At 46.5% G+C, this 25271-nt stretch carries 18 protein-coding genes; 14 read left to right on the forward strand and 4 right to left on the reverse strand.

Annotated elements, in window-relative coordinates:
• Positions 1 to 58: 58 nt before the first annotated feature.
• Positions 59 to 421: a hypothetical protein gene (locus MKY24_RS11255; protein ID WP_068940772.1), complete on the reverse strand. Its 363-nt coding sequence runs from the start codon at positions 419 to 421 to the stop codon at positions 59 to 61.
• 255 nt (positions 422 to 676) lie between these two features.
• Here MKY24_RS11255 and MKY24_RS11260 point away from each other — a divergent pair, with 255 nt between their 5' ends.
• From MKY24_RS11260 to fabG, 5 genes are all read left to right on the forward strand, one after another.
• A complete protein-coding gene (locus MKY24_RS11260) occupies positions 677 to 1600 on the forward strand; it encodes a cysteine synthase family protein (protein ID WP_023988377.1) in 924 nt (307 codons plus the stop codon).
• A 1-nt stretch (position 1601) separates the two neighbouring features.
• Positions 1602 to 2732 (forward strand): bifunctional cystathionine gamma-lyase/homocysteine desulfhydrase, encoded by a 1131-nt coding sequence (locus MKY24_RS11265; protein WP_025724184.1) that lies wholly within the window; start codon positions 1602 to 1604, stop codon positions 2730 to 2732.
• Between the two features lie 135 nt (positions 2733 to 2867).
• Positions 2868 to 3206, forward strand: coding sequence for a hypothetical protein (locus tag MKY24_RS11270; RefSeq protein WP_023988379.1), 339 nt, complete (start codon positions 2868 to 2870; stop codon positions 3204 to 3206).
• 274 nt (positions 3207 to 3480) lie between these two features.
• Positions 3481 to 6237, forward strand: coding sequence for a PHB depolymerase family esterase (locus MKY24_RS11275; RefSeq protein WP_339201977.1), 2757 nt, complete (start codon positions 3481 to 3483; stop codon positions 6235 to 6237).
• A gap of 335 nt (positions 6238 to 6572) precedes the next feature.
• Positions 6573 to 7328 carry a 3-oxoacyl-ACP reductase FabG gene (gene fabG, locus MKY24_RS11280; RefSeq protein ID WP_068940776.1) on the forward strand — a complete coding sequence of 252 codons (756 nt, stop codon included), beginning with the start codon at positions 6573 to 6575 and terminating at the stop codon, positions 7326 to 7328.
• Positions 7329 to 7509: 181 nt separating this feature from the next.
• On the opposite strand, the gene MKY24_RS11285 is transcribed toward fabG, so the two are convergent.
• The 3 genes from MKY24_RS11285 to MKY24_RS11295 all read right to left on the reverse strand — a co-directional run bounded on the left by MKY24_RS11285 (position 7510) and on the right by MKY24_RS11295 (position 8906).
• Positions 7510 to 7671, reverse strand: coding sequence for a hypothetical protein (locus MKY24_RS11285; RefSeq protein WP_023988383.1), 162 nt, complete (start codon positions 7669 to 7671; stop codon positions 7510 to 7512).
• 172 nt (positions 7672 to 7843) lie between these two features.
• Complete coding sequence (locus MKY24_RS11290; RefSeq protein ID WP_023988384.1) at positions 7844 to 8761, reverse strand: hypothetical protein; 918 nt, start codon at positions 8759 to 8761, stop codon at positions 7844 to 7846.
• Positions 8754 to 8906: a hypothetical protein gene (locus tag MKY24_RS11295; protein WP_023988385.1), complete on the reverse strand. Its 153-nt coding sequence runs from the start codon at positions 8904 to 8906 to the stop codon at positions 8754 to 8756. Before MKY24_RS11295 ends, MKY24_RS11290 begins: the two co-directional genes overlap by 8 nt.
• A gap of 300 nt (positions 8907 to 9206) precedes the next feature.
• On the opposite strand from MKY24_RS11295, the gene MKY24_RS11300 reads away from it, so the two are divergent.
• The 9 genes from MKY24_RS11300 (at position 9207) to MKY24_RS11340 (ending at position 25261) form a co-directional block, all read left to right on the forward strand.
• On the forward strand, positions 9207 to 11009 hold the full coding sequence (locus MKY24_RS11300; protein WP_023988386.1) for a vWA domain-containing protein: 1803 nt from the start codon (positions 9207 to 9209) through the stop codon (positions 11007 to 11009).
• 24 nt (positions 11010 to 11033) lie between these two features.
• Positions 11034 to 14423 carry a tubulin-like doman-containing protein gene (locus tag MKY24_RS11305; RefSeq protein ID WP_339201979.1) on the forward strand — a complete coding sequence of 1130 codons (3390 nt, stop codon included), beginning with the start codon at positions 11034 to 11036 and terminating at the stop codon, positions 14421 to 14423.
• Between the two features lie 3 nt (positions 14424 to 14426).
• Positions 14427 to 16793 (forward strand): transcription initiation factor TFIID, encoded by a 2367-nt coding sequence (locus MKY24_RS11310; protein WP_339201980.1) that lies wholly within the window; start codon positions 14427 to 14429, stop codon positions 16791 to 16793.
• A gap of 46 nt (positions 16794 to 16839) precedes the next feature.
• Positions 16840 to 18129: a vWA domain-containing protein gene (locus MKY24_RS11315; RefSeq protein ID WP_023988389.1), complete on the forward strand. Its 1290-nt coding sequence runs from the start codon at positions 16840 to 16842 to the stop codon at positions 18127 to 18129.
• A gap of 18 nt (positions 18130 to 18147) precedes the next feature.
• Positions 18148 to 18801: a beta-mannanase gene (locus MKY24_RS11320; RefSeq protein WP_068940786.1), complete on the forward strand. Its 654-nt coding sequence runs from the start codon at positions 18148 to 18150 to the stop codon at positions 18799 to 18801.
• Between the two features lie 16 nt (positions 18802 to 18817).
• A complete protein-coding gene (locus tag MKY24_RS11325) occupies positions 18818 to 20083 on the forward strand; it encodes a hypothetical protein (RefSeq protein WP_023988391.1) in 1266 nt (421 codons plus the stop codon).
• Positions 20080 to 23088, forward strand: a complete 3009-nt coding sequence (locus tag MKY24_RS11330; protein WP_339201981.1) for a hypothetical protein — start codon at positions 20080 to 20082, stop codon at positions 23086 to 23088. The genes MKY24_RS11325 and MKY24_RS11330 overlap by 4 nt, the downstream gene beginning before the upstream one ends.
• Positions 23089 to 23317: 229 nt before the next feature.
• On the forward strand, positions 23318 to 23785 hold the full coding sequence (locus MKY24_RS11335) for a MarR family transcriptional regulator (RefSeq protein WP_023988393.1): 468 nt from the start codon (positions 23318 to 23320) through the stop codon (positions 23783 to 23785).
• Positions 23786 to 23878: 93 nt separating this feature from the next.
• The gene (locus tag MKY24_RS11340; RefSeq protein WP_028542356.1) at positions 23879 to 25261 is read left to right on the forward strand and encodes an MFS transporter; all 1383 of its coding nucleotides are present in this window, start codon (positions 23879 to 23881) and stop codon (positions 25259 to 25261) included.
• The last annotated feature ends 10 nt before the right edge of the window (positions 25262 to 25271 follow it).

Raw genomic sequence — 25271 nt, forward strand, 5'->3', positions numbered from 1 at the left:
GAGTCCTGACATGATCAGGCTCCTTTTTTTATGGTCAAATGAAGAGAACTTATTTGCTCTAGCGCAGTCTATCCCACACATTCACCATAAACAGCACAGTCCCCCCCGCGAGTAACACCCACCCTATGGTGATCCACACTCCAGCCTCTGGAACCTCGTAAATTTCACCTATAATCGCCAATATCAACACAGGCAGACCGATATTATGCATCCAAAAATGGATATGTGCCAGAATAGTAACTGAAAGTGCAGGAAAGGTCACATAGATCAGACCTATAATTCCAAGTGCAATCCAACCTAACAAATGGATATGAGACTGAACATTGGACAGACTGTAATCACCCGACACGCCAATAATTACACTAAGCAGCACACTGAGGGCAAAATATACGGCAGCTATCTTCAGAAATTGCTTTCCCATATATGAACTCCTTCTTATGTTGCACGGGGATATTTTGTGACATCTTCTCTATCATATCGAGCAAGCAGGCAGGGTGTGTGGGTATTGTGACTGGTCCATTTGACAAAAGCTTCAAATACACATAAAATCTTATTGCATCAATACTTACCGTATTACTGTGTTTTCTCGGAGATGATAGCGAACTTCTCCGACAATAGGCGTTAATTTTTGACCATTGGTTTATTTTGGATTCGCCATTAAAAGGAGCTTGAAATTATGAATGTATATCAAAATACCCTTGAACTCATCGGACGTACGCCATTAGTGGAGCTGAACAGCTATTCTCTACCGAGAGGAATTCGCCTGTTTGCGAAGCTGGAGTTTATGAATCCCGGCGGCAGCGTAAAGGATCGGGTAGGTAAGGCTCTAATTGAAAAAGCATTAAAAACAGGTCAGCTGAAGCCAGGTGGGACATTAATTGAAGCAACAGCAGGCAACGCAGGTATTGGTCTTGCGATGGCGGCGCTTCATTATAATATCTCGGTTATTTTTGCTGTGCCTGAGAAGTTCAGCCAAGAGAAGCAGGACCTGATGAAGGCATTGGGAGCACGCATCGTTCATACCCCGACAAGTGAGGGGATGAAAGGAGCTATCGAAAAAACAAAAGAATTGGCTGCTGAAATAAAAGATGCATACTTGCCACGGCAATTCAGTAATCCGGATAATCCCGAGGCATATTATACGACAATGGGACCTGAAATATGGAACGATCTGGACGGCAAAGTGGACGTATTTGTGGCAGGTGCAGGCTCGGGGGGAACGTTTATGGGAACCTCGCGTTATCTTAAGGAACAAAATGCAGCCCTTAAAACGGTCATCGTGGAGCCGGAAGGGTCCATTTTGAATGGCGGCGAGTCAGGTCCACATAAAACGGAAGGAATTGGCATGGAATTAATCCCTGAATTTGTGGATAAAGGATATTTTAATGCCATTCACACCATTAGCGATGTTGATGCTTTTGACCGTGTCAAGGAACTGGCTGCACGTGAAGGTCTTCTCGTTGGCAGTTCTTCAGGGTCTGCTTTACATGCCGCTTTACTGGAAGCCGAAAATGCACCGGATGGCGCACATATTGTTACCATTTTCCCGGATAGCAGCGAACGTTATCTGAGCAAAAAAATATATGAAGGCGGGATATAAAATGAAACGCAAAACAAAACTGATTCACGGCGGGCTTCCTACCGATCCCCATACAGGCGCGGTTAACGTTCCTATTTATCAGGTAAGCACTTATGAGCAAGAGGAAATTGGCGTCCATAAGGGATACGAATATTCGCGTACAGGCAATCCGACCCGGTTTGCTCTGGAGGAGCTGATCAAGGATCTGGAGGAAGGAAAGCGTGGTTTTGCTTTCGGTTCGGGTATGGCAGCAATCCATGCGGTATTTTCACTGTTTAATGCAGGGGATCATATTTTGCTGACCGATGATGTATACGGAGGCACCTACCGTATTGTAAGCAAAGTCCTCAGCCGTATCGGAATTGAGTCCACATTTGTGGATACGACTGACCTGGAAGCCATCTCCAAAGCAATTCGTCCGAATACGAAGGCATTGTATGTCGAAACGCCAACGAACCCGCTTTTGAAGGTTACGGATATCCGCGCTGTTTCGGAGCTTGTAAAAAAACATGATCTTTTATTGATCGTCGACAACACATTTGCTACCCCTTATTGGCAGACGCCAATTACACTTGGGGCTGATATCGTCATTCACTCTGCTACCAAGTATTTGGGCGGCCATAGCGATGTTGTAGCAGGTCTGGCTGTTGTGAACAGCGACGAGCTGGGAGAACAACTTCATTTTCTGCAAAACGCCATTGGTGCTATTCTCGGCCCGCAAGATTCTTGGTTATTGATCCGAGGTATTAAAACATTGGGTCTGCGTATGGAAGCGATTGAGCAAAATGCGAAGGAAATTGCAGCCTTTTTGGAAAAACATCCGAAGGTTAGCAAAGTGTACTATCCTGGACTGGAAAGCCATGCACAGCATGAACTGTCCAAAATCCAGGCCGAAGGCTTTGGCGGCATCATTTCCTTTGATGTAGGTAGCGACGCTAACGCGGTTGCACTTCTGAAAAAGGTGAAATATTTTACACTGGCTGAAAGCTTGGGAGCGGTTGAAAGTCTGATTAGTGTTCCGGCACGTATGACGCACGCCTCTATTCCAGTAGAACGTCGTGCAGAGCTAGGTATTACCGAAGGTTTGGTGCGGATTTCGGTTGGGATTGAAGATCTGGAAGATTTGATCGAAGATTTGCAGGCAGCATTGTAAGAAAATAATCGTAATGTTCAAGAGAGGTAGCTGAGGCTGCCTCTTTTTTTGTGTATTGTAGAATAAAGTATTGCTTTCCCTTAATAACCGAGTATAATACTTGGTAATAGATTGAGCCATAAGGAGAGAGACCCTATGAAACAGATAAAAACACGCAGTTACCTGCAGGTAGATGACTATCTGGATCTTCTTAATTATGCGAAACAATTGAACGATATAGAGTGGCAACAGGAGCTCAAAGAAGCCCTGCGGCATCAATTGCTGGAGAATGGCAAAGAGACTAAAGATTCTGAGATTAATACGCTGTGGCGGCATTTTGATCAGATTAACGATGAATTGCTGAGGTTGTTTGATCTCTTACGAAATAGTAATAACGCGGCGGATCGAAACTCGTGGAGCGAACAGATTTGGGAGCTAAAGTTAGAACGCATTAAGTTGGAAAAGCAAATTCAAGCGAGTTATGCACATTTTTAAAATAGTAACTTCACCCTAAACATACTATACCCTAGTATTGTTAGCAACAATCATGGCAGCATTAAATAGGTTTTTAGATATAGAAATTTTTAATAACGAAGTGAAGCACTCTGCTTTCTTCGTTTTTTTTGTTTTATCATAGCTACTTTTTTGAGAAGAACAGAGGAGTACGTAGAGGTAATAACGAATAGTTTTATATAGTTAAATTGAATGTTAAACGGAATATAACCGCGACTACGTCTCTGAGGAAACAAAAACCTGGAGGGGGAATGTTATGAGGTTCACACATCTGGAAAAAGCAACAACTGTGCTGTCGGATCATCCGGTACGTCTGAGGTCTGCTTATGCAGTCGGTCCGGTCATGCTCCCGGAAAATTGCGGTGTGGGCAGGGAATGGACAAGTTATTTTGCCCATGAGGAATGGAATTTGGAAAAGGCTTGTGATGAAGAAGGAGTAGAGCTTTCAGCCGGAGGAAAGGCAACTTGCCGATTATTGACCGAGCTGGATCCTCGGACTGCCGAACTAAATCTAGGTGTTTTTCCGCCTTTGGCCGAACAAGAAAGGCTTTTGCTGGTTTCAAATCTTCGTTGTATGGCTGCACAGGAAGTGATTTTCAGACCCTTTGAAGGAACGGGACAAATTTGGATAGATGGCACACTGGTATATGCGGAATCCGGTCCTTTTCGCTTGTATCTGGAGGAAGGCGATCACACGGTAGTTATCATTGCTGCGTTTATTCCCGAGGAGGCCCGCTCTATTCGTATCAGTGGAAATCAGGTATGCGACGAACCAGATGTGACAGAACTGCAACGTGAATTTGTAGAGCGTAATATACGTTTTCATATGGCTTGGTTAGAGGTTGAGAAAAGTGCTGGCAGGGAGGGTGAAGACAGCCCGATCTTATTTTATTTACTGCGTAAGGATCGGATAGATCTTCCCTTAGATCAAACGTTATGGGTCGAGGTAACGAATGATGAAGGCATGAAGCTGGATCGCTTTCCAGCACATTGGGAGCAGGAGCAAAGCTATGACTGGGACGAGGAAAAGGCCAGGAATACGGGAATGCTGCACTTCACCGTTACATATCGGGATCATGAGGCTGTGGAGCATCATTTTGTGTATTCGGCACTTGTGCGGCCTTTGTCAGTCGTCGTGGAGGGCTTGCAGGAAGAGTATGACCGGTACATTCAAGCCCGCGCTATAGATATTCTTCATTCTGCGCAGAAAATACAAATAGAGGGCCTGCTTGAGGAATTAAAAAGGTTAACGGATTTGCCGGAAGATCCTTTTGAAATCTGGGATTACCGGGTTGTACGTGAATATATCAAGCTATTAAAACAAATCTTCACGTGTGGACATGCCGAACAGTCACACTCCCCGTCCTTACTTCAAGAAGAACACACCTTTTTGTCTAATGACGGAATTGGGGAAGGATTTTTTGTCTCCCGTTTGGATAATAGTTTGCAACGCTATACCATTCAGCTTCCCAGAAGCTATTCGACTGACCGACAGTATCCTCTGATCGTTCTGATGCCAGGCAAGCGATATGAACTGGGCTTGCCGGATTTTCAGAATCGAGGTTTTGGGCAAGGCTGGGAAGAGGAAGCTATATTCGTTACTTTTTCATGCCGTGGTGTAACGTTGGGCAGTTATATTGGAGAAGCTGCTTTTTTGGAGGCGCTGGATGTCATACTGCAAGCGTACCGAGTGGACGAAGAGCGGATCTATCTGACGGGTTATTCGAACGGAGCATATGCGGCCTGGGCGATGGCACAGGCTTATCCTTCTCGGTTTGCGGCTATTGCGGTTATCTCTGGAGCGCCACATCCCAAGCATCTGATAAATCTGTTGAATATGCCAATATTGAATGTATGCGGAGATCAGGATTACTTATTTGCACAAGCATACACAGCCCCTGTAACAGAGCTTCCATCTGATCATTTTAAAGGTGTCGTAGAGCGGCAGTCTAATCACTGGGATACGCATGAGCTGAGACTTCTGGACGGCGTACTGGGTTGGCTTATGCAATGGAAAAGGGATGTCGTACCTCAGCGTATTGCCTATCGGACGGAACGGGGCAGACATAACCGGGCTTACTGGCTGGAACTGACGCGAATGGATGAAAATGAGGAATATGCCGAGTTGTACGGTGAAATGAGTGCCACAGGTGAGTTGGATATTGAGGCAGTTCACGCCGAAGAATTTATCATTCATCTTTCTCAAGAGGTCATGCCCTTGGAATTGGCCCAAGTTCGTATCGGAGCCCGTATTTTCGTGTTGGACTTGCGGGAATACAGCCGCTTTCGCTTTGTTAAAACACACTCACATAAACGTCCCTCACCTGAATACCGTTTGATTGCCGAACGGGAGGAAGAAAGCAGTGAATGCTTTTCAAAAGAATCGGATGCCAAAAAGGAAATTGTGGATTCGAAAAGCGTGGGAAGAAACGTTTTGAGCCATGGTATGGGTGTGCTTGACGTTTATATGGATCGTCTTCACATTGTCCTTCCATCCAGCTATGCTACACCGGAGGAAGAGCAGGCGGTGAGACGGACGGCGAACGCCTTGGCTAGCCCACGAACAGCGACTTGGAATCCGTATATCGGTGTTCATTATCCGGTGGTGTCTTCCAATGATATTACAGAGGAAGCACTGGCTGATAGCAACGTGATATGTGTCACTTCGGGCTTGTCCAGACATGAGCTGCTTCAGAAGCACCAAGCTGATCTGCAAATTACATGTACGGAGGAAGGGTATACATTGGGCGGCGATTTTACGGCAGGCGAGTATTGTCTGTCATATATTCAACCTAGCCCATGGTCTGCAACCCAGCAAATGCTTGTCGTAGCGACCAATTCCCCCCGTATGTTGGGTAAAAACCTATTTATGCGCAGACTGATTATGCCTGGATATTTTAATGGTTTACACCCATATTTGAATAAAGAGATTATTGTGTATGACAGCAAGGGAGTGCGTGCTTTTAACTTTACTTCCATCAGACATGCGCAGCAAAAACTGCAAGGCCAATAAAGAAGACAGCTAATTAGACACGATAATCCTAAAATAAAAAAACGTCCGGAGTTGGGGAGGGGGACTGACCCCTTAACGTGAGACAAATCAAAACTCCTTCAAGAGAGCTCAACCATGTCGAGATATGGAAGTAGCCTTGTGCGTCCACTTTATTGACAAAGCTAAAAAATGTGAATATCATCATAAACGTTTTGAATCCTTCTTCTGTCCAGGGAGAGGCACGTTAAGTGCACAGGAAAAGATTAATCTAGTCATGCATTCTATTAATATTATTATAAGATATTTTTTTGATCTATTTAGAGAGCAAATGCTCTCTCCGAAGGAGGGAAAACATAATGGAAAATTCATTTGAAAACAAGTCGGTTATTGTAACTGGTTCGAGTAAGGGGATTGGTAAAGGAATCGCCAAAGTCTTTGCTGAAAAGGGAGCTAAAGTAGCCATTATTTCTCGTAACCTAGATGAGGCCGAGATATGCGCTGCCGAAATCAGAGCATCCGGTGGATACGCGCAAGGCTTTAGAGGTGATGTCACGGATCGATCTTCTATGGAAATGATGGCACATTCAGTATCGGTGGCCTTTAGCGGCATTGATGTGTTGTGTGCTAACTCAGGTATTGCCCCTATGACTACAATTGAAGAAATGGTTGCTGAAGAATGGGATAGCGTGATGAATACTAATGTGCGTGGAGCTTTATTTTCTGTACAGGCTTGTCTGCCATTCTTAAAAAAAGCTGAATATGGAAGAGTGGTGTTAACATCTTCGATTACGGGGCCGGCGACAGGATTTGTAGGATGGTCGCATTACGGTGCCAGTAAGGCTGCCCAACTCGGTTTTATTCGCAGTGCAGCGCTTGAGTTAGCTCCGTTTGGTATTACAATCAATGCGATCATGCCCGGTAATACAATGACTGAAATGATACAAACCTTCCCAGAATACATTGAAACCATGCTTCCAGCTATTCCATTGAAACGGTTTGGAACCGTTGAAGAAATGGGACATGCAGCTGCATTTCTTGCCTCTAAGGAGGCTGGCTTCATCACGGGACAAACAATTATTATTGACGGAGGACAGAGCTTGCCTGAATCTTAATAAAAACAAGTTTGTACCAAGAGGAATAAAATGAATCCTTCAAGTAGTCATACCCCTGTCAAGTAGACGAATGAAAAAAGCTAAGCTGCAAGCGCGTGCCGATACTCGATCGGGGCGCGCTTTTTGAGTTTATCCTGAAACCGCTGAGCTTCGCTCCGTCACCAGATTTGAATATCGCTTTTTAAGTAGTCCACCCCTGAGCTATCAAGTAATCTCGTTCTTCTTTGATACTGGAAAAGGAGGTACGTGTACGCCCCTTCATCGGGCTGGATGAACCCTTGCGCCAATCGAGCGGTTCAGCATTTCGAACCTTCTTCACCCAAACTTTGAGTTGGTTAGCCATACGAAAATCCCCTCCAGGTTCACTCATACCCTCATGGTAACACACAAGGTTTTTTTAGAGTGTCTACTTGAAGGGGATGATACCACCCAGGCGATCCTGACGGTTTTTTGCTGATTCATTGCAGTGATTTGTGATCGGGATGACGTCATATATAGAAGGGCGTTAGGACAGATCAGTTTTTATACTGCTCCATCAGGTACATGATCTTTACTTCATCGGCCAAATCTCCAAAGGGTTCTAACGGATTCTCTTGAATGATATGATATAAACGCTGGACTCGTTCCTTTGGCAGTTTGCGTACATATCTGGAAATGAAAGCGGCATGGGTGACTACGTAGCGCTTTTTACGGACAGCTGCACTGGCTACGCGGACGAGAATATCTTCGCCCCCTGCCAATTCCAGAATACGGCGCTCATAAAAGACTACGTATCGGAATGTCCGGTCCTTGATCAGCTCACGATTGAGTCTGGCAATCTCTCCGATATATCTGACCATAAGCGGCTCGAAGCTCTTGATCAGGAGAGGATCGAGCGTTAATTCCATGTCTTTGCGGAGAACAAAAGATTGCAGCAGGGCGACCTGCTGGAGCCTTATCCGATCATTGTGAATGAGTACAGCCATCTCACGCAGCATTTCATAGGAGACACGCTCACTGAGCTGCCGCAGGGCAACCGCGTTTTTATGATTAACGTTTAGTCCTTCCTGGATCTGCCCTATACGACCTCTGAACAGACGTATAAGCTGCCTACGCTGTTCATAAGGATAAATACCCTGCTGTAGAAGCACCAAGGGCAGCAGAAAGAACGCACCGACGATACCGCATAGAAACATTTGTTGCTGCGAGTGGCCGAAAAAAACAGTAGCGGCCAGCAATATGACGCCGACGGCAAGGTCTTTACGAAAATAACGTTTGGCTCTAAGTTTGGCATATTGCTCTACAGGAACTAGTGTATCCCGACCACATGATGTACATTTCTCTTCCCAAAGGGCGGTGAATTGTCCACAACGCTTGCAGACTCTTAGCTTTTGGAAGGCGTGCTCTGTGCGGGTAAATGGGCGAAATTGTACAGCTTGTTTGGAACTATTCATTGCGCTCACTTCTCCGGTTCAGCAGTGCCAGAAGCTCGGTGTCGATTTGTGTAATCGACGGGGCGCGTTTTTTATGTATATAGTAAATTAGTGATTTGATGGCGACAAAAAGAAACATAATCGCCAGACATCCGTATGAGATCATAGTGTACTTCCTCTTTCTGCTTGGATTTTTACTTCAATATTTTACATGGGCGGGTTTCGCTACTGTCATTTTTGTCGTATAAAGGAGAAGGCTGGTGCCCGATTGCCCTTGTTGGGGTATAATTATATCATTACTGCAGGATATTGGTAAAATCACGCGGTATAACAGGCTTTTTGGTTGGATTCAGACCATTCGGGCAGTATTTTCAGCTGGCGCTCATGTAAAACTCATTATAATTTAATAGTAGGGGAGTACAACTGTAATTTAGAATGAGAATTAACCGGCAAAGGGGTACAAGCGATGTTTAGTAGAGACAGAAAATGGTTTTTGGTCATCGGAATCATATGTACAATGATCATGACCTCGATTTTGGCATGGCAGCCACAGATGGCGAATGCCGCTTCGCCCTCTGCTTCTAAGGTGGATGCGGTGCTGGTCGTCGATGTAAGTAATTCAATGAACACCAGTGATCCTGGGAAAATTGGCAATGAAGCCATGAAAATGTTCATTGATATGCTGTCGACGCAAAATGACAAGGTCGGGATTGTAGCGTATACGGATGTCGTACAGCGCGAGAAAGCCTTGCTTAATATTACATCCGAAGCGGATAAGCAGGAACTGAAGACGTTTATTGACGGACTGAACCGGGGGGCGTATACTGACACCTCCGTGGGTGTCAAGGAAGCGATCCGCATTTTGCAAGATGGTAAAACAGCTGGACATGCGCCTATGATCGTCATGTTGGCCGACGGTAACAACGATTTTAATAAGACGACAGGCAGAACCGAAAGCCAATCCGATCAGGATATGGCACAGGCTGTAGCCGAGGCTAAAAATAGCGGCGTTCCGATCTACACCATCGGCTTGAATGCAGATGGGAAGCTGAATAAAAACAAGCTTGCCGACATAGCGCAGCAAACGGGCGGCAAGTCCTTTATTACAAGCTCAGCGGATGACTTGCCGAACATTTTAAGTGAAATTTTCGCCAGCAATTTGAAGTTGAAAGTGGTGCCTTTGCAGTCCATTACGGCAAACGGCGACTATCAGGATGTAACGGTAACCGTACCGAACGATAGTGTGCTGGAGGCTAACATTTCGATCATGTCCTCGAAACCGGTGGATGCGAGACTGATAGACCCGTCGGGCAACACCAAGCCGATTCCTTCGAGCGATGTGCTGCTGTCCAAGTCCAAAAGCTACTCGCTGATTAAACTGCTCAAGCCTGTGGCTGGTGACTGGAAGCTCCAAGTCAAGGGAGTCCAGCAGGATCAGATTGATATTAATCTGGTGTTTAACTACGATCTGGAGCTGAAAATGGACGCACCGTCCGCCAAATCATACAAAAAAGGCGATGCAGTTCAAATTCGTTCCTACCTGACGAGCAATAGCCAGCAGCTTCAGGATCAGGAATTGTATGCGAATATGAATGCTGTTCTGAAGGTCAAGGATCTGGATTCCGGTACAACGAATGAGGTGCCGTTAACCAATGCAGGGGATTCTTTTACCGGTAGCTATACGATTCCAGATGAGCATGACTACGAACTAACCGTTAGAGCAGAGGAGAAGAGCTTCTACCGTGAAACACAGCCTGTAACCATCAGTGCTAAAGCAGGGGCGACGAGCGGTACGAATACGGGCACGACACAGCCAACAACACCTGCTGAAAAGTCCAAGCTAATGCCACTCATTCTTTTAGGGCTGGGGCTGCTCATTCTGCTGGTTGCCGCATATTTCATCTGGAAGGCTGTCAAAAAGGCCAACCGTGGCTTTGTCGGTCAAATCGTACTGGAAATCCGGGATGAGAACACTGGCGAAAAAACGTATCCACAATACAAGAAGCTGAACACCTTCCGGGGCAAATTTAATCTGCACCAGTTGCTGCAACTGGCACCGGAATTTGCTGGAACCGACAAGGTCGTGTTCACACCAGCCAATCAGGATCGTATCATTGTGCGCAGTACCCCCGAGATTACGATTGAGAAATCCGGACGGGCTGTAGACACAGGCAACGGTCTTGAACTCAAAAACGGTGATCGTCTGACCATCCCGTTAGCCAGTGTGGACAAAACCATTTTACTGGAATTTATTTCAGTAAACAGCTAAACGAACCCTTAGGAGGTCATATCTATGAAACCAGTAGTTAGAGAGCATATCCAACAATTAGACGTATCACTCGGCGGGGGGATCGTAAGCGATAAGATCAGAGTTGATACTATTGATAATCCTATTTTAATTATCGGACTCGGAGGCACGGGAATTGATGCCCTTCTCCGCTTGAAATATCAAATTAACCGCAGATTCAAGCTTCCAGCAGATCCGATCTCCAAGAAAAAGAGCGATAAACCGGACAATGTGGAATTTCTCGCTTTTGAAACGAATGAACAAGACCGTAACAAAAAATACAAGGGGATTGGTTTGGACCCCATCAATGAGTTTGTATTGCTATCCAATGCGGAAATCGGCGGATTGCTGCAAAACCGCAGCATTCTTGAGCCGTACATTACCGATTGGCTGTCTCCAGAGCTGAGCATTACCGATGGTATGAACGGGGCGGCAGGGGTACGTCAGGCAGGACGATTACTGCTGTTCACCAAAATCAATCAGGTCGTACAAAGTATTGATAAAAAAATCAAAACCTTGTCTGAAGGCACCAACAAGAAGCTCATGGTGTTCTTGCTGTCCGGTTTGTCCGGCGGTACAGGAAGCGGCACTTTCCTCGATATCTCATATATCGTCCGAGGAATTATTGAGCGTGACTATGGCTCTGCAGGTGTAGACCGTGTAAATACATTAGGTTATCTGTTTACACCGGATATTAATTTAGCGAACAAAAGCCTGAGCGAGCATACACGTGAATATATTAAAAAGAACGGCTATGCTGCACTGAAAGAACTGGACTATTGGATGAATGTAGACAGCCGTGGTGAACGCTTTAAACAGCAGTACGGAAATATTTTGACCGTGAACTCGCCGCTTCCGCCGTTTAATCTGTGTCATCTCATTTCGGCCACGAATACGGAAGGCAAGCTGTTGGAAAATGCTTATGATTACTGCATGAATGTCACCGCCGAGAACATCACCAACTTTATGGCGAGTGAGGAAAAACAGTCAGGTGAAGAGTTTGCCATTCATGACTATATCAGCAATATCCGTACCAACATCGCACAAATGAATAAGGCCTATCCGGCAAACTACGATTACAATATTATCGGGGCTTCCTCGGCGGTACTGCCAATGGAGGAAATGACGACATATCTGGCCTATCGAATGTTTGGCAAAATGTCCAAAATGTTTGAGCAATCGCCAAATCAAGAGGATGTAGAGAAGTTTGCCCGCAAGCTGGGCGTGGATCTGGATAGCATGATCAAAAACTTTGAATCCCGTGTACCTGAGCCGCTTCCGGGCTTTGAAAACAGTGAACGGTTGAGTTATAGCAATGTTGTTAAAATGCAAGTTGTCAATATGGACACCGAGCTGGAGCAAACGTTCCTGACGCGTGCCCGCGAAGAGTATATCAAAGCGAAGAAACAGCTTCCTGGCGAAATTACAGGACAGTTTACGGACCAAATCCGCCGGATGTTTCTGCATCCTGAGCAAGGGCCGTTTTATGTATCCCGCATGATTTATACTGAAAAAGGATTTAGCTTGCTGAAAATGCTGCTGTCATATGTTGAGACGTTGCGTGAATCACTGCACCGTATTCCAACGGACATTGAATGGGCGCGTGAGCAGGCGAACGAAAAGCTGGGCGATGCCAAGAGCGCGTTTGTGTCCAAGGATAAAAAGAAAAATGCGTACATTGAAGCGAAAATTAACGAATATTGGCTGCGGGCTGATGTGGAACGTACAGAGCAGCTCATTGAATTTTATGAAGACCTGTATGACCTGTTGAACAAGGAAAATAGCCGCATTTATAATGTATTTACTGAAATTTTGAACGCATTGAGCGCAATTTTCGAGAAGAATGGCGATCTGCTGATTAACGGCGAGGAACAGTCCGATCACAAAGGTAATAAAACGTACTATTGGAATCTGGTAAGTGTACCGGATATTTCTGAAGTTGTGACCAAGCTGCTGGACAACCGCAACGGTGATGATTTGATTCGTGATTTTGCCCAAGAATTGCTGGAAAATTCAGATCAATGGGTGAAGGATCAGGATATGGACATCATTAGCTCAATCTCCAACTTCTTGACTGATAAGTTCGGTGATCTCATTACCCGTTCCATGGAGGATTTCCTCGTCATGAAATACGGGCAAGATGAAGCCATTGAAAAATTTGTGGAGCGCTACATTGCGAGCAAACTGGATGAGGAAGCTGTACCTGTGTTCCATTTGAGCAATAGCTCTGGCAACTTGTACTTCCCATCATGGGGATTCGTTTCAGTACCTGTACAGTCACCTAATATCCTGAAAGGCGTTCGCAATTATCAAAATAATGCAATTGGCAAATCACACTTTACTATTAAAGAGAGTCAAGTTCGTAACCGGATTTTCTGGCTCAATACGCGTAATGGTGTTCCTCTGTTTGTATATACGCCGCTCAAAGTGTATGAAGAAAGCTATGAAAAAACGATTCTTGACCGCGAAGGTATTGGCCGTCATCTGGTGCAAACAGGTCAGAACAATTGGACTAATCTGCCGTCGCCGATTCCTGAAAAGTCATGGGGCGAAACTTACGTCAATTCGCGTGTGCAAGCTTACAATGCCCGCATTCGTAATGATTTTGACCGTGCCAAGTCACTTGGCGTGATTCGGGAAAAGGATGTCGATCAGAATACGAGCAGCCGCTTCACTGTAATCCGTTCACATGCGCTAGATCTGAATGCGATGCTGGCAGGCTACGATATGCGCTTGCAGGAATCCAAGCCGAATTTGGGTGAAGTCAAAAGAGCATGGTCTGAGTTGAAACGTCTGCTGGCTGAAGGGCTGGAGCAGGCCGGAAGCAAGGACATCTTTGGCAGCATCAATGAAGAGATGGCGAAGGAAAACCTGATCCGTTCACCAGAATTAACACAGGTGGTTCGTGAAGAACTGGCGAAATATACACTAATTGAAGCGAAAGCCGCTGAATTGGAAGCTTTGCTGGGCAAATATCAGGATGAAGAAAAATGGCTGGATCAGTTCATTCAGGCACTCTATACGGACACGATTACGAAAAAAGGTGCTTTGTACGTCTATGATCGCGACGAAGAGGAAGAGGCTTGGGAGCCATTTGCCAATGTCATGAAGAGCCGTAATTATGTGGAGTTTGAAGTGTTTACAAACTTCCGTGGTTTGGAAGAAAAGAAATTTGCTGCTCTAATGCGCAAGGCGGATCGCCGTGATGCTGTATTGACTTCATCTGAGGATATTACACCATTGCTGTCGAAGCTGGACGAACTGGCTGCGATTTACACAGAGGCCCGCAATCAATTGGAATATGAAAAGGTGGAGCTGGCTAACGGAGCGGAACTTTATGCATTCTATGCTCAAATGGCTGGAAAATTAAACGACATCCGCAGAAAGTTGAAGTAAAGTATGAGAGAGCAGCTGTTACGTTATGCGGCTGACTATGCAGCCGCAGAGGACCAATTAATCGGAAGCGGGGATGGACGCAGTAGCATCCATTTCCCGTCCGTGTTTCTTTTTATCGGTGATCGCATGAACCCAGTGATGAACACCATTGCAGATATCAACCGGACCAAGTGGGATAACAGCACGGGAGTAACGTATATTCAGATCCGCTCGCAGGAAGAACATGCGGCTGTAGATCGTTCGGTGGATGCTATTGTTCATACGATAGCGGTACCGGAGGAAAGTGGCCACCAAACGATACGCCGTGACTTGCACCAGGCTTTTTATACACATGAATCGCAGCTAATTGAGCTTAACACCGCGTTGCGCCGGGCTAGTGGACATCTGGCAGATTACGGTCGGTTGTATTCTTCGTTCGAGCGTGTCCATTTGTCGATTTTGACGACAGCGGATGACCCCATGAACGTATTAATCCCTGAAATTACGCTGTTGGCGGAGTATATTTTTGCACAGTCTTTTAAATCGGTACAAATGGATCTGTATGTGTTGGTGAATGAAAGCGATCAGGCTGTCCAATTCGGCTACAGTAGTGCAACGTCCGTTGCTTTCATGCGGGAGCTGGACTATATCCAGAGTCCAGAGTATACGTTTACGGCACCGCTTCATATGACCGAGGACAAATTGACCATTCCAGTATCCCATGCTCCATCACCGTTGTTCGATCTCGTCTATGTGCTGTCCGACAAGAACGAACGCGGCGTAACGGTGCCGAATAGCCTGCGGGAAAGCTGTGACATCATTTGCCACATTCAGCTTCTTAAAAACCGCTATCAGGCAGGAGATTCCTATCGGTCACAGGATGGGGGATACAACAATACATCGTTTAAAAACAACATCATGACGGAATCCGGGCGGCAGGGTTATGTGTCGGCTGGATTTTCCCGAGTCAACCGCCCTAACCAGTCAATCGCACTCACGGTGCTGTATCACTTTTATGTAAAGCTGCTAGAGCGTATGAGAACAGAGCAGGAGTGGGACATACGCGATAAGCTGAATTATTTTGGTTTAGATGCTGCTAAACGCGGTCGCACGCGAAATGATCTCGTTCCTGGTAATGAGGCGATCACGGACATGAGCGCACTGATGACCAGCGGAGCCAGCTACGGCTCCTTGAAGCGCATGACATTACGTGAGGCGGAGGAAGCCTTGTTCGGTCAGGGCTGCGAAGCCTTTTTCCGCGATAACTGTGAACGGATTATGCACAAACGGTTGGGAGATTTTCAGGCGGAATCAGGTCTGCAGTTGGCTGTGAATGCAGCTTCCAAGGAATATCCTGAAATCGGCTTATTCGAGTTGACAGACTGGACGGATGAAAATAAAACAGGAAATGTGCTTACGGCCATTCGGGGGCTGATTCGGGATACGTCCAATGACTTGCAGATTAGTACCGCTGAACTGGACACCCTGTATAGCGGTCAGGTGGAGGACCAGCCTTTTCAACGACTGCCACTCATGGATAAGCATAATGTGCGTAGCTTGATCCGTTACCTGACCGAGACGGTTTACGGGCACAAGCTGCACATGCTGCGGATTCAAGCGGATTTGGAGCTGCTTCGTCGCTATGAACTGGCACTAGAGAAATGGCATGCACAGGCGAAGCATATTACAGTACAGCTTTCCAGCCTGGAGCGTGAACTGCATCAAGCTGCAACGGATAGTATTCGGCAGGCTGATAGTTACACAGGTCAAAACCTGTTCGAGTATTACGAGCGTGTGACGGAGGATGTCATGCGTGAGCTGGAAAGCAAGCGGGGAAAATCTATATTCTTTGATACCCGGCATATGGGGCCTGTATCCGGATTGCTGGACGGGGGCCTGTCCGCATTGGTGGATCGACTTACGCAGACCTGTCGAACCTTGATTCTCAGTTCACAGCCGTTTAATCAGACCTTCGAAGAAGAATTATTGCGGCGTGCCAATGTAGCTGCTGCATATGAAAATCGGCTGGTCGTTCCGAAGGATGAGCTGTTTAAGAAACTGTATCAAACGTTAGAGGAACATGGTGGAATTAACGTACGTTTGCTCGACTATACCCATGAGCATCGGTATGAAGAAAAGTACTTCTTTGGTGACTACGAAGGCGAATTTCTTCCTTATGCGATGGATGTGGACATTACTTCGCGTATTTACAAGCTGGGTTTTGTACATGAGCGTCGCAGCAGCGGGGTGGAAAAGCTGCATTTGATGGGCGGCTTCCATCTGGAGGATCTGATGGTTTACCGCAACGGCAAAACGTATTATGAGACATATACTGCGAATGGTTTCGTGTTTCACGGAATCGACGTGGACCGGTTGCCGGAATTGCGGTAGCCACATATTAATCCTACTTTAATGATGGAAGGAAGCAACGATTCTTATGAAGCAACGTAAATTTAACGTTCTCCTATTACTGTTCGGCTTGTTGGGTGCTGTAGTAGGCTTCATCTTGGGAGAGCTTATTCTTCACAAATTGATAGGGCACTGGCCGCATATCGTCGTGATTGGGCTGTATTTTGGCATCATGGCACTGTGCATTGGCCTAGGTTGTCTGATTGGCGAACTAATTTCGCCACAGTTAAATGGGCATTCATGGCGGCAGCGCTACTCCGGGTTATCCTGGAAGTTACTGGTGCCTGCTACACTAGTGATGTTGTTCGTGGCAGGTCTGCTATTGGAGTTGGGCTATCAGGTTAACCCTGAAGGGCGCAAGAGCGTACAGGACCTCGTGCTTGTGATTGATAATTCCGGGAGTATGCAGCAAACAGATCCCGATAATGAGCGCCTAACGGCTGCCAAGAGTCTGATTGGCCAAATGGATGGAGACAAGCGGGTAGCCATTGTTTCATTTGAATCTGCTGCGCAGTTGGTTCAGCCATTTACTCCCATTGGCACAGATGCAGAGAAGCAAGCGGTTTATTCCAAAATCGATAGTATGCAGACTATAATGTCAGGCGGTACAGAGATCGGGCTTGCTTTGGACGAGACGATCAAAGAGATTGAAACCCAAGGTAATGCAGAAAAAGGTTCTCTCGTTATCATGCTCTCTGATGGCTTTAGCGATCTGGATACCCAGACAGCATTGGCTCCTTATATCGCCCGCCAGATTCCGATTAATACGATCGGGCTGAAACTGGCAGAGTCGGATGGTATAGCCTTATTGCAAAATATTGCTGACCTGACGGGCGGAACTTATTCTAATGTAGCCAATGCCCAAGGACTTACTCAGGCGTTCGGAAAAATATATAACAAAATCGGTGATCGCACACTGGTAACGGAGCGGACAGGTGAGTATGCCGACAGTCTGTATTTTGCCATTTATCGCGTAACGGCGCTGGTCATTATCGGCGCTTTATTGGGATTGGCTCTTGGGCTGATGTTCGATAACCGTTTTCTCGCACGGAATTTTGCGATTGGAGGAGTCCCGGCAGGCTTGCTCGCTGGTTTTATTTTGGAAAAGGGACTATCTGGCTCGCCTATAGGCGACTTGATGATTCGTTTGGTGGCAGCGCTCGTACTGGCAGCCCTTATTGCTGTCTTTTCGCTTGTTCTGCCGATTGCGGAAAATACTCGCCGATCTTCCGGTGGAGGAAGTCAGGGTGCGCCATCAGGACGCCGGAGAGGGGCACCGGAAGCCCCGACGCGCAATCGACGCAGCAGTGGATTTTAGAACGGGAGGCTGGAACTTATGCAGTATAGGGAAGCACAGCCCGGTGATCCTATTATTTCGGAGCTGAGCCACAAAATTGATGACAACCGGGTTGTGTTACGCTGGCAGTGGCCTGAGGGCGCAGCCGTGGTATATATTGCGAAACAATCAGCCGATGCAGGTGTGAATGGGCAAAATGAAGGTGAAGTTTTACCGCCTTTTTCAAGCCTAAAACTTTTTACACGCGAGGAGTATAAGGCTGCTGGCAGCTATCGTGACCGAATTGAAGGCATTGGACGCGTGCGGTATATCGTATATCCAGCTGTTCGGGAGGATGGAGACACTTACGTGATCCGTCAGCAAGACGGAGCCAACCAACTGGAGTTGAGCACGGGGAGGGCTAAAATCAGATATGCAGTTCACCATAAAAAAAGCTGGTTTCGCAGCCGCAAAACCGTCCAGATTCAGGTGACAGCCGAAGTTCCTGTCCCGCAAGAGGCGCTTTGCTACGTGAAGAAGCGCGGGGGTTATCCAGCAGACCGGGACGATGGAACCTTGTATCCGTTCACGGCACCTTTTGCCGCGGGACGGAATGTTTTACCCTCTGTTGAAGTGGGGGGAGATGAATATGTGCGGCTGTTTTTTACGGATGGCCAGAAATATGGCACGGTATATGAATTAGTCCCTGAATGAAAGGAGGCCGCAACCGATGAGTTTTCTTAGCAATTTATTCAGAAGAAAGCCACAGGCAGCGCCAAGGCCGTTATTTTATGATATTGTGTGCCCTTATTGCTTTAGTAAATTTTCCCCGGAGGAAGTGGTATTCCGTGCTTCTCATCACCGTGAAGATGACGAGGACTACGCTTTGGGTGAAGATGAGCTGTTGAACAAATATCGGGAGCGTTTTGGTTTGGACAGTGTGCATGATATGGAGGCGATTTTGCATCCCCATGATGTCCCTGAGGAACATCGATTGTATTCTGATCATGTACTGACAGGACTGACCGACCGTTATGGCGAGCTGACGCGTCACCGACTGTGCCCGCACTGCCATAACGAACTGCCCGTGACCGCGGGTAAGGTGCCTAGCAATATCATTTCGATCATTGGAGCTTCGCAGGCGGGGAAATCTGTTTATATGACCTCACTGATTCACACGTTGCAGCATGTTACGGCCGATCATTTTGACGCGGCTTGCATGCCGCTCAATGCAGAGATCAGCCGAAAGTTCCGCACCATGTATGAGGAACCCCTATTTGAACGAGGGGATCTGCTTACATCGACACAAAAAGAAAAGATGCAGGAGCCTTTTATCTTCCAGTTTGTATTTAAGGATGAGGAAAAGCCGCCACTGACGCTGGTATTTTTTGATGTCGCCGGTGAGGGAATGGTAGATCAGGACTATCTGGGACTGCATGGACAGCATATTAAGAATTCTGCAGGTATTCTCTTTATGGTCGATCCACTGCAAATCCGCTCTATTCGGGAGCGCATTAAGATTAACCTTGGCGATAAGCCGGGTGAATGGGTCTCGCAATATGATGAACCGCGTGATGTCGTACTTACGATGTTCGGCGATTTTATCGCTTATCAGGAAAAAGGGAAAACGGACATTCCGACCGCTGTCGTCCTGACCAAAAGTGATATGCTTACTGCGTTGGCAGATGAAGAAGGCACATACATCAAGACGAACAGCAATATTTTTAATCCGATGGAGCATCGCAAATATATGGATTTGGATGAGTTCGCGAACATTGATGGCGAAGTTCGACGCTTCATCGAAAAGGTGGATAAGCCGTTCAAGGGCACGATGGATGTATATTTTACGGATACGGCCTATTTCGCAGTTTCCGCGCTGGGTAGCAATCCGGTGGAGCAAAAGCTGCAAGGGTTGGTTAGTCCGATCCGTGTGGATGAGCCATTCATTTGGCTGCTTTATAAGTTGAAGTACATTGAGGGGAGAGAATCACAGTGAGTTATTCTACCTCTCATTTAATACAACAGCAGATGTACACACGGGAACGGCGTGGTATTTTCCGTTCTACGGAAGGCTTCGATACAGTGGCTAATTCCAAAGGATTGGATGCTTCTTTTATTAAAAAGGTGCTCCATCCCTTATGTGTATATGATGCGCCTGCTGCTTTGACGGCGCGTGGTGAGAAACAGGAAAGCGTCTATCCGGAAGCTATACATCTGGTACGGACGGAGTCCGGGGATGTAGTGCTTGGCCGCAGTATTTATAAGGCCGCGGATTTTACTGGGCTGCGGAGCGCCTTTTTCACGCACAACTATGTGATTCCAGCCGGACATGGTGAATCTCCGTCTGACTATAAGCAGTGGCTGAACACATCCTTTGTTGATACCTATGATATTGAGCAGGGAACGGATTTGCCGGAATTGGAGCGTCTACCGGGTGGAAGTGTATTTCCGGCTGTTGACCCGTCTACAGTGCTGACTCAATTACAGCTGAGCGAAGAAGTGTTCAAACAGCTTTTATACGCAGTCATGATGTCCGCAGCAGGTCGCAAAAAGGTATATGTAGCGCTGAATGTTCCTGTAGAAGCGGTCGGATCTTCAGCCAAGCAGCTACTGGGTGTGCTGTATGCGGCACTGCCTTATGCATTTCGTAACAGACTCGGATTTCTTACATATGCACAGGAACCGAACAGCAGAAAAGGCATTCACTTGATGTTCGTTGAGCCTTTTAGTTTGCGTCCCGGTGATCGGAATGTGGAAAAGGACTTTGTATTTGACCTGTCTAACCATAGTCGAATACTTAATGTGGATGCAGAGCAGGTGAGACAGCCGTATTTTGACTGGATTGTTCGTACGTTGCTGAATGGTGAGACGCCGGACGATTTCTTCAAATTTGCCGAGCAAATGCTGACAGGTATGGAGGCCGGGCGTGATTTGACGCCATCCAGCTATCATGAGCTCATTACGTTGTACAGAATTGAGCAGGGAGAGCGGGCATTATACAACGAACAACGAATCGCTGTGTTACGAAGCTTGACTGATTATTTATCGCCACCCGATGCGCTGCCACGTAAAATGAGGCTGAATGATCTGTTTCTGTCGTTTTTTGATCATGAATTTGATCGGGTGAAGGATGGATATATTCCAGACGTAGGTCTAGTCGATAGTTTCAAGGACTATTATAAAGTTCATGCACGCAGCAGCGAAAATCGGTTGGTGGAATATTTAATCCGTTCGCTAAACAATGCTTATACTGCCAGAAATACGGAAGCAGTCACGTATATTTATCATACGATTGAAGAAAATCCATCATTAGGCAAGGCATATTTTACGAAAGTGTTGGGTAATCCAGCACTTACAAAAATGCTGTTCATTCCCTACATGGACAGTCAGATGAAAAGAACACCGGATGCCAAGGGACTGCTGGCTGTTGTGCACGAATGGGGCAGTCGGTATATCGAAGTGTCGGCGAATGCCGATTTTCAGCTTTTGGCAGAATCTGCGCTGATGGGCAGACTGCGTGCCGAAAGAAAACCAGTAGAGGCTGTGGCTGCCATTCACCAACGCTTGCGTCAATGGGACAGCAACTCTGCCGTAGGCAAACTGTCCCCGTTGGAGCAATCTGGATTGACAGAGCGCTTGCAGGAAGCGTCGGATCGGTATTTACTTACCGAAGTAGAGCTAAAAGAGATATCACCCGATCAGGTCGTACAGATTCCCTTTTTTACACGGCCCGATTTGGTGCAGTGGGTTGGAAAGCTGCCTGCTCCTCTCAAGGGACAAGCAGTGCGATTGATTGCGGCTTACGATTGGTTTAATACAGAGGAACCGGAACCGTCGGTGCTGGACGGCCTGGAGCCTGGCGAAGTAGAAAAGGTACAGGATTGGGCTTATGGCTGGCTGCCCCAGCAGCTTGCGGAAGGCCATTTTGCCCGTCTGTTGCCTGCTTTCTATCGTTCTGACGGGCCGGGAGAAGGAATATTGGACTTCGCTCGCCTAGTCGGTTCGATCCGCAAATGGGCGAAGGATAACGATACGATGTACCGTTTTATCCGATGGTCAGAGGAACACCCCGAGTTTGCTACTCCACGTGGCGGTTTCGAACCGGCGTATCGACGTGCGCTACTTCTATTCTTCCAAAAGGAAGGACGAGAGGGATTGCACAAAAAAACGCTGTGGCGTCAATATTTTGAACCTGCAAAGCCTGCTTTTAAAAATTTCTATTTGGCAGCAAAGCGGGAGACGGACACGCCCTTGGTCAAAACACTTCGTCGTTTCCGTAAAGGTGGGGTGATTTCCGGGATTGTGCTGATTGTCATTGTAGGTACGCTAGGTGGCCTTAAAGCAACCGGAGTGATCGGATCTGTTGACACACCTGCGCCTGTTGCTGCTCCGAAGCCTGTACAACAGCCTGTAGAGCCTACAGTGCCCGTAAAAGAGGAGCCTACGGCGATAGTGACACATGTGCCTAATACCAAGTCCACTACGAAAATGGTCAAGCTGTTGTTTGCGTTTCAGACATCGACAGAGCAGGCAGAATTTAAGCCTAAGAAGCTCGTCATTGTCGGGGCGGATCAACAGGAGCACTTATACGAAAATTTTACGCTTGCTGAACAGAACGACAAGGAAGTAGCCATTAAAGCGAACAATGATCCATCCAGTGACGTAAATATTGGGAACCCCACCACAAAAAGCACGACAGCAGATGGACAATCCACGGACAGTGGTTCCACAGCTCGTGGTGGTACATCCAGCGGAAAAAGCGGCGATCAGTCTGGAGCAGTGACAGACAATACGGACGGAGGCTCGACTTCAGAGATTTCTACTGAGGGTAGTGGTAATGGAACCAACACAGACACTGACGCACCATCGGAGTATGATCTGAAGAAGTATCCTTATCGTACGCTGTTGACCATTTGGCAACGGCTGGAGCTGAATGATGCTAGTACGGTTACCGTTGATGGAGAAGAATATCCGCTAGTTCAAGTGAAAACTGCAGACTAAGCAACAATAAAACAGTAATGAATGATGAATGAAGTAAAAGACGGGTTTCCTTCAAGGGCTCGTCTTTTATTATGCCTATATTTCCATAAAGGATGAATTCAAAATTTGAAATTCACCTTATCTAATAAAACATCATTTTACGAAAGTATTGACACCAACTAGGCAGCTGATTAAAATTAGTTGGAATTCAAACTATTGAAATTAGATAGATATGGAGGTTAGTAGTGAGATGGGAAGTGAGGTGTATCCCGTTTGTCTTCCTTGGGAGGAAGAGAGTACGATGTATTTAATTAAATGGATTTTCACTACCGTCCGGCGCGAAATTGAAACAGCACTGCGCCCTTTGGGGCTCACCTCCCCACAATCGCAGACGCTCTATATACTGGCGATGTCGCCTGGAGTCACCAATACGGATTTGGAAAAGCTATTGCTTATTGATAAATCAAGCGTTACCAGCCTGGTTAACGGGATCGTTAAGAAAAACTGGGCAGTACGCAAAAGTCACCCGGAAGATGCACGAATGAAGCAAATCTATTTGACTGAGGAAGGTTTGGAGATTCACAAGACAGCTGAACGTACCATTGAGGCAATTAAAAGCTCGGTAGGTGAAACGTTATCTGTCGGAGAATCGGAGACGCTGCGCGGCCTGCTTAAAAAAATTCTCCACGATTACCGTTATGCGAACACCCGCGTTTGAGCGGATATATAGAGAGTTTGCCCGGATAGGGATATTCAAAAGCAGTGAAATACGATCTTAGATAAGAGGTTTACAGGAGAGGGAGAAAACCAAATGATAAATGAACAAACTTATCCCAATGCGGATAAGCTTATGCGTGTGTTGGCTTTCACACTTGTTTTTTCAGTGATGAACGCTTTTATGTTTAATGTCGTTATGCCTGTGATTCGGGAGGAGTTTCATATTAGTGCTTCCGATGTAAGTTGGTTGCTGACTGGCTATATGATTGTGTATGCGGTTGGTTCAGTGACCTACGGCAAATTGGCAGATAAATATCGTCTTAAGGATTTGCTGACGTTTGGGATTATCTTTTTTGCACTGGGTTCGCTTATTGGACTGTTGGCCAATCAATTTTGGATGCTCATTGTAGCTCGTTTGCTTCAGGCTGCAGGGGCTGCTGTTATTCCGGCAACTGCTATGATCGTCCCAGTCCGTTATTTCTCGGCTGAAAAAAGAGGACGTGCTTTGGGTGTCACAGCAATCGGCTTGGCGTTAGGTACTGCACTGGCTCCGATTATTTCCGGTTTGATCACAGGCTTTGCAAGCTGGCGTTTTTTGTTCGTCATTTCCATGCTGCCACTGATCGCATTGCCGTTCTTTCGTAAATATTTGGACGATCAGCGTGGAGAGGATCAGAAGTTCGATTTTCTTGGTGGATTATTGCTGGGTGGAACAGTAGCCTTCTTGTTACTTTCGATTTCGCAAACCAATATGATGTTTTTTCTGCTCGGTATGGTGTTATTTGCACTGTTTATATGGCGCATTAACACTGCGCATGATCCATTCATCCAGCCGAAGCTGTTCCGTAACAAGCAATATTCATACGGGCTCCTTATCGCTTTTTTAGGGACGGGGATTAGCTTTGGATTGCCGTACTTGGCACCGCAGTTTCTGAACAGTCTCAATCAGCTTACGCCGGCAATAATTGGACTGGTTATGTTTCCGGCTGCTATTGCTTCGGCTCTATTGGGTAAAAGAGGGGGGCGTTTGGCGGATAGTAAAGGAAATTCGTTTCTCGTCTATACAGCTGTATCGCTTTTGTTCATCTGTTTTATCAGCTTGTCTACGTTTGTGGGTGCATCTCCGTATCTGATTTTATTTTTGCTTATTTTCGGAAACGTAGGTCAGACCTTCATGCAAATTGCCATGTCCAACACGATTTCTCGTACCTTGTCGAAAGACCAGATTGGTGTTGGAATGGGGCTGCTATCTCTGCTGAATTTCATTGCCGGAGCGATCACGACAAGTATTTTGGGCAAAACGCTGGATAGTTCGTCGTCCTTTCATTTGAATCCTGTCGTATCTAATGTGCAGGTGTTCAATTTTAGCAATATTTTTACGGTGCTTGCACTGATTGCGCTTGTGACGATGGGACTTTATGCGTTGCAATTCCGAAGGGGTTCACGCCGTAATACGCCTGCTGTTGAACAAGGATAAACATTTGATG

Origin of the sequence: Paenibacillus sp. FSL P2-0322, from assembly GCF_037975315.1 — a bacterium.
Lineage (GTDB): Bacteria > Bacillota > Bacilli > Paenibacillales > Paenibacillaceae > Paenibacillus > Paenibacillus polymyxa_B.

Coding starts and splice junctions, on each gene's coding strand:
- MKY24_RS11255 (WP_068940772.1), bottom strand. CDS start 421: ATGGGAAAGCAATTTCTGAAGATAGCTGCCGTATATTTTGCCCTCAGT.
- MKY24_RS11260 (WP_023988377.1), top strand. CDS start 677: ATGAATGTATATCAAAATACCCTTGAACTCATCGGACGTACGCCATTA.
- MKY24_RS11265 (WP_025724184.1), top strand. CDS start 1,602: ATGAAACGCAAAACAAAACTGATTCACGGCGGGCTTCCTACCGATCCC.
- MKY24_RS11270 (WP_023988379.1), top strand. CDS start 2,868: ATGAAACAGATAAAAACACGCAGTTACCTGCAGGTAGATGACTATCTG.
- MKY24_RS11275 (WP_339201977.1), top strand. CDS start 3,481: ATGAGGTTCACACATCTGGAAAAAGCAACAACTGTGCTGTCGGATCAT.
- fabG (WP_068940776.1), top strand. CDS start 6,573: ATGGAAAATTCATTTGAAAACAAGTCGGTTATTGTAACTGGTTCGAGT.
- MKY24_RS11285 (WP_023988383.1), bottom strand. CDS start 7,671: ATGGCTAACCAACTCAAAGTTTGGGTGAAGAAGGTTCGAAATGCTGAA.
- MKY24_RS11290 (WP_023988384.1), bottom strand. CDS start 8,761: ATGAATAGTTCCAAACAAGCTGTACAATTTCGCCCATTTACCCGCACA.
- MKY24_RS11295 (WP_023988385.1), bottom strand. CDS start 8,906: ATGATCTCATACGGATGTCTGGCGATTATGTTTCTTTTTGTCGCCATC.
- MKY24_RS11300 (WP_023988386.1), top strand. CDS start 9,207: ATGTTTAGTAGAGACAGAAAATGGTTTTTGGTCATCGGAATCATATGT.
- MKY24_RS11305 (WP_339201979.1), top strand. CDS start 11,034: ATGAAACCAGTAGTTAGAGAGCATATCCAACAATTAGACGTATCACTC.
- MKY24_RS11310 (WP_339201980.1), top strand. CDS start 14,427: ATGAGAGAGCAGCTGTTACGTTATGCGGCTGACTATGCAGCCGCAGAG.
- MKY24_RS11315 (WP_023988389.1), top strand. CDS start 16,840: ATGAAGCAACGTAAATTTAACGTTCTCCTATTACTGTTCGGCTTGTTG.
- MKY24_RS11320 (WP_068940786.1), top strand. CDS start 18,148: ATGCAGTATAGGGAAGCACAGCCCGGTGATCCTATTATTTCGGAGCTG.
- MKY24_RS11325 (WP_023988391.1), top strand. CDS start 18,818: ATGAGTTTTCTTAGCAATTTATTCAGAAGAAAGCCACAGGCAGCGCCA.
- MKY24_RS11335 (WP_023988393.1), top strand. CDS start 23,318: ATGGGAAGTGAGGTGTATCCCGTTTGTCTTCCTTGGGAGGAAGAGAGT.
- MKY24_RS11340 (WP_028542356.1), top strand. CDS start 23,879: ATGATAAATGAACAAACTTATCCCAATGCGGATAAGCTTATGCGTGTG.